This is a genomic window from Mariniflexile sp. HMF6888 (assembly GCF_044335535.1).
Taxonomy (GTDB): Bacteria; Bacteroidota; Bacteroidia; order Flavobacteriales; family Flavobacteriaceae; genus Mariniflexile.
Genome location: NZ_JBIQVZ010000005.1, coordinates 99,512 through 112,122 on the forward strand (window position 1 = coordinate 99,512; position 12,611 = coordinate 112,122).

Sequence of the window (12,611 nt, forward strand, 5' to 3'; positions counted from 1 at the left end):
TTCACTAAAGTATCTTCAAAAAAAAGAAGATCCATCCTGTACTATGATGTACCATGACGAATCTTTAGAAATTTAATAAAAAAATGTACTTAAAAGTTAAACAGAGTTACGTTTTATATATTCAAAAACATTTTTAACTTTTTCCTTTTTATTATTTAAAACCAAATAGGCAGCCGTTTCTCCCATCGCTTTGAAATGGGTACTTACTACATTTATACCTAAAAGGTCTTTTAAAGGTGTGTCATTATAAGAGATAATGCCTATGTCTTTTCCTAGTTTTAGGTTTTTGGCACGTACCTGTCTTACTAAATTAACCAAATCGTTTTCTTCTATAATGATATAGGTATCCTTGCTATCTAAATCCATATCATCATAAATTTCGTTTAAAATTTCAAAATCGAAGTTGTATTTTGAACAAAATTTTCTAAAACCATGAACAATTCTAAGTGGATAAGGATAAACAGATTTTAGAGGGTATACTAAAACTAATTTGTCATATTTTTTAAGCTTTTTTAAGCCTTTTTTTAGAGCATCATAAATATCTTCTTGAAAATCTTGATATACCGCACCATAATTTCCCTTAATTTCTAGGTTGTTGTTATCTATAATTATTAATTTATCTTTCGGGACTTTTTCGATCATATCTTTTGCCATATTGGTAATACTTGTATGATTCAAATCATCTGTTTTGAAATGGGGCATAATCACGTAATAATCATAAGCTCCAAGACTTTTTTCTAAAGTTCTGGCAAAAAGGGATTCTTCGCAGTGATAAACAGATAGGGTTACATGGCCATTTATACCTATGCTGTTAACAAACGAATTATAAATCATCATTTTATAAGAACTAAGCTTATTTATCATAAAGAAGATTTGAATTTTAGAAATCAAATCGGTTTTAGCAGTGTAATACCCTTTTCCTTTAACAGAAATAATGACTTTTTGCTCTTTAAGTTGTTTGTATGCTTTTTCAACAGTATCTCTAGAAAGGTAACAAGATTCGCTTAACTCATTTATAGAAGGTATTTTTTCTCCAATTTTTAATTTTCCCTTTGAAATATCGTTAATTATTGAATCTACAATTTGCTTGTACTTTGGAACACGAGAAGATTCATTAATTTTTATATCTATTAATTGGGACATAAACCGAGACCGTTTTGTTGATTGTGTATTTAAAAAGTGAACTTAGCAAAATTAACATAAAATTGTTACCGTAAACAGTATTCCAATCAATATTTTTAGATAGTTGCTAAGTTCTTACTTGTAAAACCTCATGTATGTACAGGATACGTTCTTTTTTTCATTATCATAAATTTACCTTTTATTATCATAAATTTATATATGAAACACTCATGAGAATTGCATTCACACACACGAGGATGATTGTTAAGGGTGTTGCATATGACAATTAAAAACCAATAAAAATAAACAGATGAAAAGAGTCAAATGGTTTTCTGTTCTAATAATCGTTTTTTCAATGCTGTCGTGCAAACAATATGTGACGACCGATGAAAATAAAACAACATCAAATAATGCGTTTAAGCCAGATTGGGTAGATAAGGTAGGAGCAAACACATTTAGTGTTAGCAATAAAACCTATTTCGCAAACGATTTTGGGGCCATTAACGATGGTGAAACATTAAATACAGGGGCCATTCAAAAAACCATTGATGCCTGTGCAAAAAATGGTGGCGGTATAGTGACGTTTAAACCAGGAGACTATCTAACGGGTTCTGTTTTTATAAAAGAGGGGATTAAATTTTTAGTGCCAAAAGATGTAAAGATTAAAGGAAGTGAAAACATTAAAGACTATAAAGAAATTGATACCCGTGTAGCAGGTATTGAAATGGTATGGCCTGCAGCCTTAATAAATATTATTGACCAAAAAAATGTGATTATTGAAGGAGAAGGTATTATTGATGGACAAGGTAAAGTGTTTTGGGATTATTATTGGGATTTAAGAAGAAATGATTACGAGCCCAGAGGCTTACGTTGGATAGTAGATTATGATGCCAAACGCCCACGAACTATTTTGGTTTCCAATTCAAAAAATGTTTTTGTTAAAGATTTAAATGTACAACGTGCTGGTTTCTGGACGGTTCAAATACTGTATTCAGAATATATCACAGTTGATGGTTTAAAAATCAAGAATAATATTGGCGGCCACGGACCAAGTACCGATGGCATAGATATCGATTCGTCCAAATGGATTCTGGTGCAAAATTGTGACATAGATTGTAACGACGATAATTTTTGCTTGAAAGCAGGCAGGGATTGGGACGGGCAACGGGTTAACAAACCAACCGAATATGTGGTGATAAAAGACTGTATAGCAAGGCAAGGTGCAGGGCTGTTTACTTTGGGAAGTGAAACATCGGGAAGTATTCGTCATGTTTATGTGTCCAACATTCAAGGTTTAGGCACTAAAAACGGATTGAATATTAAATCGGCAACCAATAGAGGAGGTACGGTTGAAGATATTTATATGGAAAACATTACCATGGAAAAGGTGGGTACTTTTATGCAAGTAGGGATGAACTGGAATCCTAATTACAGTTACTCAAAACTACCCGAAGAATTTAATAAAGATTCCATTCCAGAACATTGGAAAAAAATGCTTCAAAAGGTGGAACCGGAATCAAAAGGAATTCCAACATTTAGAAATATCAGCCTTAACAATATTCATATAAAAGGCGCTGAAACTGCTATCAATGTTAGCGGAATAGAGCATTCCATAATTAGCAATATTACATTAAATAATGTGTGTATTGAAGCAGAAAAAGCAGGACAAATAAGTTATAGTGCCCATTGGAAACTTAATAATGTAAAAATATCTGCAAAAGATGGTTCTAAAGTATCTTTAGAGAACACAACTGGAATTGATTTTCCAGAATCGATACATCAATCAGAATAATAATTGGTCAACACATTAAAGTAAAAATGATAACAAAACTAATAAATAGAAGCTTAGCCATAATAATTGTTGCGGGATTCTTAGCATCATGCAAAACGGAAAAACAAGAGCAAACAACTATAGTATTAACAAACAGTTCTGATATAAAGTTAACAGATAAAGCTGTTTCAATAAAAAGAAACCAACTCAAAATTACAGATAGTAATGATATATATCCTTTACTAATTTCGGGAACAGATACCATTCCATCTCAATTGAATGATACTGATGGTGATGGTCATTGGGACGAGCTATTTTTTGTTGCTAATTTTTCTTCAGATGAAAAGAAAACAATGCAACTAAAATGGGTTAGTGCACAACCTAATTATGAGGTTAGAACTAGCGTCCGTTTTGGAAAACGCTCAGCTATTGATAGCCCTGTAAAACCAGCAACTGAGGAGGTTTTGACTTCGAATGAATTGCCAAAAAGTTTGGGCTATCAACGCTATCAAACCGATGGGCCTTCGTGGGAAAACGATAAAGTAGGCTTTAGGCATTATTTAGACGGCAGAAATGCCAAAGATCTTTTTGGTAAAAAAATAAGTGACATATCTCCCGAAACAGTTGGTATAAACTCAAAAGGAGAAGTAGAAGACAATTACCATGTGATGGAACCTTGGGGACGCGATGTTTTAGCTGTTGGGAATTCGGTGGGATTAGGTGGATATGCATTAATCACCAATAGTGAGTTAATGCGTTTGGGCGTTACAGTTAACGATTCTATTAATAATATTGAAAAAACCACATTTAAAATAGAAGCCGAAGGTGCTGTAAAATCGGTTTTAACTTATCATTATGAAAACTGGAAACCAAACAATGATAGAACTTATGCTGTTGAAGAAAAAACAACCATTTGGCCTGGGATGTATGGCTATAAAAATACGGTGGTGGTTTCAGGACTTCAAGGTGATGAAAATTTAGCAGTAGGCTTAGTAAACATTCATAACGACAACCCATTATCTGTTATTGATGTGAACGAACAGTTTATTGTGCTATACACTCACGACAAACAAACTTATGACAAAGGTTGGTGGCTTGGTATGGCATTAATCCTTCCAAAAGATAGCTATATGGGTTACACCGAAGCACCAAAGACAGGAAACTTGACCAACACCTTTTTAGCGAAGCTTAAAATTACTGACAACGAACCAATAAGTTATTATGCTGTTGGTTGTTGGGAGCTTAGTGACGCTAATTTTATAGATAAAGCTTATTTTGAAAGGTATTTAAAACAATTAACGAATCAATTATCTGCAGAAATAAAAATTGAAATAGTAAACTAAACCGGTTAAGGCATTAAATGAATTTATTGAAGCATTTTATAAAACCTACTGGTCTATTTTTTTTATTGGATATTCCTGATGTTTCTGTCACTTTTGCGGAAAAAGAAAACCGGAATTATAATGTGTTATATACCATTGGCTATGTAAATGGCAAAACAGTTGCTAAAGATTACATTGTTCTAAACAACTTGCCAAAAGCATCAAATTTTGATGAGATTAGTATCGGATTCAAAAGATATTCTAAAATCAGAAGCTAATTTTAACTATGTATATCGAGTTAATAGTGGTTGTGACGATTATTTACGTTTTCCAAATGCACTTAAAACAAATGTTTCTGGCTCGTTTATATCCAAAGAGAATGCCCATGCTTATACATTGCTTCATGGTGAAGCTTACCAATTAGCATCATGGTTAGAGGATTATGAAAAAATAGCCGATACTGCCCAAAATTCAAAAGGCATATCATTCTATGTGTTTCGAAAGGAAGTAAAAAAAGGATAAAAAGTGCTTTTTTGGAAATCAAAATAAAGACACTATGTATTCTATAGTGGTGGTTCCAACCTATTCTATGGAAAGACAAGATACCCGGACTATTTTAAAATTAGAAGCCGAAGACGCTAAAATTACTGGGACTGGCGTAGAAAAAGCATTTTTTAAGAAAAGTGATTATATAGAGTTTACCGAAAATTCCAAAAACAGTATTACTTTTACAGTAAATCCTGGTGTGGCAAATATTTATTTGCTGCGTTACCGATTTATGAATATGAATGATTACCCAGTAAAAGTAAAACTCAAAATTGAAGATGCTAATGGTATTTTACTTAGAAATGATGATATTGAGTTTCCAGTTGCCGATGAAAAGTGGAAAATTTTAAACACCACTTCGGGAGGCTATATCAATGTGGGGACTTATAAAATTCAAATTGAATCGGATAACATGAAAGGATTGCGATTAGAATCATTTGAATTTCAATAAACATAAAAATGACAGAGTTATTAAAACGTTTTGCCTTATTAAGTACGGTATTTTGCTTACTTGTTGCCTGCAGTTTCGAAGAAAAAGATATTCGAATTGTTGAAGATTTTAATTTCGATTGGAGTTTTAAATTAGGAAACCATCCTGAAGCTACAAAGTTGGAATTTCAAGGCTCCGATTGGAGAAAACTAAATTTACCTCACGATTGGAGTATTGAAGGCGAGTTTAGTGAGGAACATCCAACCAAACCCGAAGGAGGCGCTTTACCAGCAGGAATAGGATGGTATCGAAAAACATTTACCATTCCTGAAGCATGGGTAAACAAATCGGTTTCTATCGAATTTGATGGCGTCTACAGAAACAGTGAAGTTTGGATTAACGGACATTATTTAGGGAAGCACCCCAACGGATATATATCGTTTGCTTACAATTTAACGGATTATTTAAATTTTGGTGAGCAAACCAATGTTATTGCTGTTAAAGTAGATAATTCGTTACAACCAAATTCCAGATGGTACACAGGTTCAGGTATATACAGAAACGTACGATTGGTTGCTGCCGAAGAATTACATGTTGCCCATTGGGGGACTTATATTACAACCCCAAAAATTACAGAAGAAAAAGCGTTGGTTAATTATGAAGTGACTATCCAAAACGATTCAAGATTAATTAAAAAGTTTAAATTGGAAACGAAGGTTTATGATGCCAATGATAGAGAGGTAGGAAAAACAACAACCTTAGAAAAACTTTATCCAAATAAATCATTAGTTAAAGTATCTGATATAGAAGTTTTAAATCCGAAACTTTGGAGTTTGGAAGACCCGTATATGTACCGCATTGTAACCAGAATTTATGAAGATTCTGAATTGGTAGACAATTATAGCACACCTCTTGGTATTCGCTATTTTAATTTTGATGCTGAAAAAGGCTTTTCGCTTAATGGCGTACCAACAAAAATTTTAGGTGTTTGTTTGCATCATGATAATGGTGCTTTGGGAGCTGTTGCCAACAAATACGCTATTGAAAGAAAGTTGAATATTCTAAAAGATATGGGGGTTAATGCCATACGCACAGCGCATAATCCACCGTCTTTAGAATTATTGGAATTATGCGACCAAATGGGTTTTATAGTTCAAGATGAAGCTTTTGATGTTTGGAAAAAGAAAAAAGTGAAGTTCGATTATAGCATGGATTGGGATAAATGGCATAAAAAGGATTTAGAAGATTTAATAAAACGCGATAGAAACCATCCATCGGTAATGATGTGGAGTATTGGTAATGAAATTCGAGAACAATTTGATAAAACGGGCATTACAATCACCAAAGAACTGGTTGATATTGTTAAAAGTTTAGATGCTACACGACCGGTAACCTGTGCCTTAACCGAAAATGAGCCAAATAAAAACTTTATATACAAATCAGGAGCACTCGATTTATTAGGCTTTAATTATAAACATGAAACTTATCAAGATTTCCCTATAAGATTTAAAGGTGAAAAAATACTTGCTTCCGAAAGCATGTCGGCGTTAGCAACCAGAGGGCATTACAGTATGCCTTCCGATAGTATACAAAGATGGCCGCCAGCACATAATATGCCGTTTGATGGGAATGACGATTTTACGGTTTCTGCTTTCGATCAAGTATCTGCCTATTGGGGGTCTACTCATGAAGAGACATGGAAAACTATTAAGAAATTAGATTTTATTGCTGGGTTATTTGTTTGGACGGGCTTCGATTATTTAGGTGAACCTATTCCGTATCCATACCCAGCACGAAGTTCGTATTTCGGTATTGTTGATTTAGCAGGCTTCCCAAAAGATGTGTACTATATGTACCAAAGCGAGTGGACAAATAAACCCGTTTTACATCTGTTTCCACATTGGAATTGGGAAGAAGGTCAAGAGGTAGACATTTGGGTATATTATAATAATGCCGATGAGGTAGAACTGTTTTTAAACGGTGAATCATTGGGTGCTAAATCAAAACAAGATGACGATTTACACCTGTGTTGGCAGGTTAATTTTCAACCAGGAATCTTAAAAGCTGTTTCTAGAAAAAATGGGGAAGTGGTTTTGGAAAAAGAGATCCACACAGCAGGTGAAGCTTCTAAAATTGAACTGATTCCTGACAAAGAACAAGTTAAAAGTGACCACTACGATTTAGTATATATAACCGTAAATATTTTAGATTCTGAAGGACATTTTGTTCCAAAGGCAGATAGCTTAATTCATTTTGAAGTTGAAGGAGGTGGTAAAATTGTTGGCGTAGATAATGGCTATCAAGCTAATTTATCTTCATTTAAAGCCAAAGAAATAAAAGCGTTTAACGGTAAATGTTTGGTTATTATTCAATCTAACGGTAAATCCGAGAATATAACATTAAAAGCTACGAGTGCCAACGGATTACGGGCTGGTGAAATTCAAATAAATGTAGATTAAGAGAAAGGTCAATAGTTAAGCTAAATAAGTTTAAGGGGTAATAATAAATGAAACTTCACTTAATAGATAGAAGTACACCTAGAGATACTTCGTTTACTATTAGAGTAAATGAAGGCGCTAATTTTTTGAAAATATGGCATTATCACCCAGAATTAGAACTTGTAGCTATTTTAAAAAGTGAAGGGACCTGTTTTGTGGGTGATGGTGTTGAAAAATTTGAAAAAGGAGATGTGTTTTTAGTAGGTAAGGACACACCTCATATGTGGTTAAATGACGAGTCCTATTTTGCCAAAGAATCAATACTTAAAGCTAAATCAATTGCCATTCATTTTAAAAAGGACTTTTTAGGAACTCATTTTTTTGATGCACCTGAAATGATGCATCTTTCAGAGTTTTTTAATAAGGCTCGTTTTGGAATTAAATTTCTAAATGTAACTCAAAAGCAAATCGAGGAAATACAAATCTTACTTGAGCTAAAGGGATTTGAAAAAACGATTTCTTTTTTAAGAATTTTGAATAAGCTTTCCTTGTGCAAAAATTATAAATCATTGGCAAGTCTAGGGTATATCAAATCATTTCAGATTACAAAGAATAAAACCCTCGATAAAGTTTATGCCTATATATTTAAACATTTTAAAGAAAATATTACTTTGGTAGAGGTAGCTAAAATAGCAAATATGAATGCCACAGCATTTAGCCGCTTGTTTAAAAGAGTCAATGGAAAAACATATTCGCGTTATCTTTCCGAGATTCGTATTGGTTATGCATGTAGGTTGTTGTTAGAGCAAAAAGTTAATATATCGGAAATTTGTTATGAAGTTGGGTTTAATAATGTTTCAAACTTTAACAGACAGTTTAAAATTATTAAAAAATGTAGTCCATCTAGCTATATTAAAACACATTTAAAGAATAATTAATTTAATCCGTTGGGTGAAATTAAGAAAATTTAATTTATAACGAATTTTGATTATAATTTAAAGTCAATTTAATACTCAAGTGTCAGTCTGAGCCTGTCGAAGACACTAGAAGATACATTTCGACAAGCTCAATGTGACAATTTATATAAAAATTAACTGATTATCCACTTTTAGTAATAAAATATTGAGCAGTTAAGACCTCACAGGTTTTCAAAACCTGTGAGGTCTAAAAATGAAACACTTAAAAACGGTTTCGATGATGGTTTATAAATAAGCTACACATTTATGATATTAAACGGATATTCAAAAAATTAATCTTGATAAAGCAATTACACCCAACGGGTTTAGTTTAAAAGGTTTTTATAATATTAAGTATCTTTCTTGCTTTGTTAAACTTTTTTTATTGCTTTGGGCAAAAATAGTATCATATTAAGTTGTGTTTTAGGAAGATTTTACTGTTTAAAATTTATAATATTGTCAGTTACAACCTAGTGGATATGGCTGAAAATAAACAGAAAATATTAAGAATAGATACCAAAGATAATATACTAGTTGCTTTAGAAGATTTAAAGCAAGGTACAAGTGTGTTATTTGAAAATCAATTATATGTTTTTCCAGAAGATATCCCTGCAAAACATAAATTTGCAACTCAAGATTTAAAAAAGGAAGATGCGATCTATATGTATGGCGTTTTAGTCGGAAAAGTAAAAAAAGACATTCCTAGAGGAGGACTAATAAGCATATCTAATATTGAACATGATACCGAACAGTATAGTTCTAAAAATGTTCAAGAAAAGAAAATATGGCATCCTTTAGATGTGACTAAATTTAAAGAAAAAACATTTTTAGGTTACCACAGAGCAGACGGATCGGTAGGAACAGAAAATAATTGGTTGATTATTCCTTTGGTATTTTGCCAAAACAGAAATGTAGAAGTTTTAAAAAAAGCTTTATTGGATAAGTTAGGTTTTGGTAAGAAACAACATTTACATTTAAATGTGGATACCTTAATTGAAGACTATAAGTCTGGAGCTTCGGTAGAAGCGCTTTTAGCAAAAAATATCTTAATTGAAGCTGAAGAAAATTATAAAAATCAATTATTTCCAAATGTGGATGGTATTCGGTTTTTAACTCATGATGGAGGCTGTGGAGGATCAACATCTGATGCCGTTACTTTATGTAATTTATTGGCAGGTTACATTAATAATCCTAATGTTGCAGGAGCAACAATATTAAGTTTAGGTTGTCAGCATGCCCAGATAGATATTTTGAAAAAGGCATTAGAAAACATAGCCCCAGGTATAGAAAAACCAATTTATTATTTAGAGCAGCAAGCGCTTAATTCTGAAAAGGAATTATTGGCTGAAGCTGTAAAAAAGACATTTGTAGGATTGATTGAAGCAAATAAAACAAAAAGAGAACCAGCAAAACTGGATAAGTTAGTTATTGGTTTAGAGTGTGGTGGATCGGATGGCTTTTCCGGAATTTCTGCTAATCCAGTTTTAGGTTATGTTTCAGATATTATAGTTAGTTTAGGAGGTGCTACCATACTGTCTGAGTTTCCAGAACTAAATGGTGTTGAGCAAGAATTAATAAACCGATGTCAGTCTAAAGAAAATGCAGATAAATTTTCAAGAATTATGACATCATATAATAATAAGGCAGCCTTGTTGGGTTCTGGCTTTTCGGCAAACCCGTCGCCCGGAAATATTAAAGATGGCTTAATTACCGATGCGATTAAATCGGCTGGAGCTGCTAAGAAAGGAGGAACATCTCCTGTTGAAGATGTTTTGGATTATACAGAGCAGGTAATGAAACCAGGTCTTAATTTATTATGTACACCAGGTAATGATGTAGAATCAACTACCGGTTTAGCAGGGTCGGGAGCAAATGTCATTTTATTTACGACAGGTTTGGGTACGCCAACAGGAAACCCAATTACCCCAGTCATAAAAGTGTCTTCAAATACAAAACTGTATCGAAGAATGAATGATGTTATCGATTTTAATACAGGTGGAATTATTGATGGAGAGACTACAATTGAAGAAACAGGAGAAGTTTTATTAAATTATTTGATAGAAGTGGCTAGCGGAAAACCTACTAAAGCGAGAAGTTTAGAACAAAATGACTTTATTCCTTGGAAGCGAGGTATGTCATTGTAATTTTTAATAATGTATTTTTGATTAATTAGTAAAAGAATCATAAGTAAAATGAAATATATAGTTTGCGAAGAACCAAATAAATTTACTTTAAAGGAAAAGGAAATTCCAATTAGAGAAAATAACCAAGCCCTAATAAAAATACACAGAGTTGGTATTTGTGGTACCGATTTACACGCCTATTCTGGCAATCAAGCGTTTTTTACTTACCCTAGAATTTTGGGACACGAATTGGCAGCCGAAGTTCTTGAAATAGGCGAAAATCCTCAAAATCTAAAAGTAGGCGACAAGGTTATTATAATGCCTTACGTAAGTTGCGGTACGTGTTTGGCTTGCCGACAAGGCAAAACAAACTGTTGCAGCAACATTCGGGTTTTAGGTGTTCATGCCGATGGTGGTATGCAGGAGCAGTTTGCTGTAAGAACCGATTTGTTAATTCTTGCAAACAATTTGTCTTATGAAGAAATGGCCATTGTAGAACCTTTAGCAATTGGAGCACATGCCATTAGAAGAGCAAACGTGCTTAAAGGCGAAACGATTGTAGTTGTTGGTTGCGGACCCATTGGTATTGGTTTAATGAAATTAGCCCAAATTAAAGGTGCTGAGGTTATTGCTTTGGATGTTGACGAAGCTAGATTAGAGTTTGTTAAAAACGAAATAGGTTTAAAACATGTGGTAAAAGTTTCTGAAACAGCTGTTGAAGAAGTTTCTAAAATAACCCAAGGCGATATGGCAACGGCGGTTTTTGATTGTACGGGTAATAAACGTGCGTTAGAAGGTGGCATAACTTACATGTCACATGGTGGTCGTTATGTTTTAGTTGGCTTGTCTAAAGGTGAATTGGTATTTAGCCATCCAGCTATTCATGCTAAGGAATCTACCATAATGTGTAGTAGAAATGCAACATTGGAAGATTTCGATTTTGTAATTCAAAACCTTGATAAATTTCCAACCAAGGCTTTTGTAACGCACCAAGTGAATTTTACCGAAATGATTGAAAATTTCGATTCGTGGTTAGATCCAAAAACCAAAGTCATAAAAGCGATGGTTAATTTTTCTATATAGTAAAAAGTAAAAAAAATGAAGTTCAGTCTTAAAAACAAAACAGCGATAATTACCGGTGGTGGTAGTGGAATAGGTAAAGCGATATCTAAAACTTTGGCAGAGCAAGGCGCACATATCCATATTTTAGAATTACATGTAGATAACGCCAACATCACCAAAAACGAGATTGAAGCTAATGGGGGTTCGGCAGATGTGCATCAATGTAATGTGGCAAACCAGCAAGAAGTTGTAGAGGTCATAAACGCTATTTCGGAAAAAAGCACTATTAGTATTTTAATAAACAATGCAGGTATTGCCCATATTGGTAATGTGGAAAATACCCCGGAAGCCGATTTGGATCGTGTTTACAGCGTGAACGTAAAAGGGGTTTACAATTGTATTTTTGCAGCGATTCCGCACATGAAAAAAAATGGCGGTGTTATTTTAAACATGGCGTCCATAGCATCGTCCGTGGGGCTTTCCGATAGGTTTGCCTATTCCATGTCTAAAGGCGCAGCGCTTACCATGACCTATTCGGTAGCAAAAGATTATTTAGCCTACGGCATTCGATGTAACTGTATGTCGCCCGCTAGAATTCACACGCCTTTTGTAGATGGGTTTTTAAAGAACAATTACCCAGGAAAAGAAGAGGAAATGTTCGAAAAACTTTCCAAGACACAGCCTATTGGGCGCATGGGACTCCCACAGGAAGTAGCGGATTTGGCATTGTATTTATGCTCCGATGAAGCCTCTTTTATCACAGGAACCGATTTCCCTATAGATGGCGGCTTTATAAAACTAAATGGTTAAACGGTTGAACGGTTCAACAAATAAACGAATA

General features: G+C 33.7%; 11 protein-coding genes. 10 read left to right on the forward strand and 1 reads right to left on the reverse strand.

The window, feature by feature from the left end:
* Nucleotides 1-96 precede the first annotated feature (96 nt).
* Nucleotides 97-1,143, reverse strand: coding sequence for a GntR family transcriptional regulator (locus ACGLWY_RS12665; RefSeq protein ID WP_396620036.1), 1,047 nt, complete (start codon nt 1,141-1,143; stop codon nt 97-99).
* A gap of 289 nt (nt 1,144-1,432) precedes the next feature.
* On the opposite strand from ACGLWY_RS12665, the gene ACGLWY_RS12670 reads away from it, so the two are divergent.
* From ACGLWY_RS12670 to ACGLWY_RS12715, 10 genes are all read left to right on the forward strand, one after another.
* A complete protein-coding gene (locus ACGLWY_RS12670; protein WP_396620037.1) occupies nt 1,433-2,914 on the forward strand; it encodes a glycoside hydrolase family 28 protein in 1,482 nt (493 codons plus the stop codon).
* 26 nt (nt 2,915-2,940) lie between these two features.
* Nucleotides 2,941-4,236 carry a DUF4861 domain-containing protein gene (locus ACGLWY_RS12675; RefSeq protein WP_396620038.1) on the forward strand — a complete coding sequence of 432 codons (1,296 nt, stop codon included), beginning with the start codon at nt 2,941-2,943 and terminating at the stop codon, nt 4,234-4,236.
* Between the two features lie 26 nt (nt 4,237-4,262).
* Complete coding sequence (locus ACGLWY_RS12680; protein WP_396620039.1) at nt 4,263-4,493, forward strand: hypothetical protein; 231 nt, start codon at nt 4,263-4,265, stop codon at nt 4,491-4,493.
* Nucleotides 4,447-4,737, forward strand: a complete 291-nt coding sequence (locus ACGLWY_RS12685) for a hypothetical protein (RefSeq protein WP_396620040.1) — start codon at nt 4,447-4,449, stop codon at nt 4,735-4,737. Before ACGLWY_RS12680 ends, ACGLWY_RS12685 begins: the two co-directional genes overlap by 47 nt.
* 34 nt (nt 4,738-4,771) lie before the next feature.
* Complete coding sequence (locus tag ACGLWY_RS12690; RefSeq protein WP_396620041.1) at nt 4,772-5,212, forward strand: hypothetical protein; 441 nt, start codon at nt 4,772-4,774, stop codon at nt 5,210-5,212.
* An 8-nt stretch (nt 5,213-5,220) separates the two neighbouring features.
* Nucleotides 5,221-7,650: a sugar-binding domain-containing protein gene (locus ACGLWY_RS12695; RefSeq protein WP_396620042.1), complete on the forward strand. Its 2,430-nt coding sequence runs from the start codon at nt 5,221-5,223 to the stop codon at nt 7,648-7,650.
* 47 nt (nt 7,651-7,697) lie between these two features.
* The gene (locus ACGLWY_RS12700; RefSeq protein ID WP_396620043.1) at nt 7,698-8,567 is read left to right on the forward strand and encodes an AraC family transcriptional regulator; all 870 of its coding nucleotides are present in this window, start codon (nt 7,698-7,700) and stop codon (nt 8,565-8,567) included.
* Between the two features lie 497 nt (nt 8,568-9,064).
* Nucleotides 9,065-10,729, forward strand: a complete 1,665-nt coding sequence (locus ACGLWY_RS12705) for a UxaA family hydrolase (protein WP_396620044.1) — start codon at nt 9,065-9,067, stop codon at nt 10,727-10,729.
* A 48-nt stretch (nt 10,730-10,777) separates the two neighbouring features.
* A complete protein-coding gene (locus ACGLWY_RS12710) occupies nt 10,778-11,791 on the forward strand; it encodes a zinc-binding alcohol dehydrogenase family protein (RefSeq protein ID WP_396620045.1) in 1,014 nt (337 codons plus the stop codon).
* A 15-nt stretch (nt 11,792-11,806) separates the two neighbouring features.
* Nucleotides 11,807-12,580, forward strand: a complete 774-nt coding sequence (locus ACGLWY_RS12715; RefSeq protein ID WP_396620046.1) for an SDR family NAD(P)-dependent oxidoreductase — start codon at nt 11,807-11,809, stop codon at nt 12,578-12,580.
* Nucleotides 12,581-12,611 lie beyond the last annotated feature (31 nt).

Coding starts and splice junctions, on each gene's coding strand:
- ACGLWY_RS12665 (WP_396620036.1), bottom strand. CDS start 1,143: ATGTCCCAATTAATAGATATAAAAATTAATGAATCTTCTCGTGTTCCA.
- ACGLWY_RS12670 (WP_396620037.1), top strand. CDS start 1,433: ATGAAAAGAGTCAAATGGTTTTCTGTTCTAATAATCGTTTTTTCAATG.
- ACGLWY_RS12675 (WP_396620038.1), top strand. CDS start 2,941: ATGATAACAAAACTAATAAATAGAAGCTTAGCCATAATAATTGTTGCG.
- ACGLWY_RS12685 (WP_396620040.1), top strand. CDS start 4,447: ATGAGATTAGTATCGGATTCAAAAGATATTCTAAAATCAGAAGCTAAT.
- ACGLWY_RS12690 (WP_396620041.1), top strand. CDS start 4,772: ATGTATTCTATAGTGGTGGTTCCAACCTATTCTATGGAAAGACAAGAT.
- ACGLWY_RS12695 (WP_396620042.1), top strand. CDS start 5,221: ATGACAGAGTTATTAAAACGTTTTGCCTTATTAAGTACGGTATTTTGC.
- ACGLWY_RS12700 (WP_396620043.1), top strand. CDS start 7,698: ATGAAACTTCACTTAATAGATAGAAGTACACCTAGAGATACTTCGTTT.
- ACGLWY_RS12705 (WP_396620044.1), top strand. CDS start 9,065: ATGGCTGAAAATAAACAGAAAATATTAAGAATAGATACCAAAGATAAT.
- ACGLWY_RS12710 (WP_396620045.1), top strand. CDS start 10,778: ATGAAATATATAGTTTGCGAAGAACCAAATAAATTTACTTTAAAGGAA.
- ACGLWY_RS12715 (WP_396620046.1), top strand. CDS start 11,807: ATGAAGTTCAGTCTTAAAAACAAAACAGCGATAATTACCGGTGGTGGT.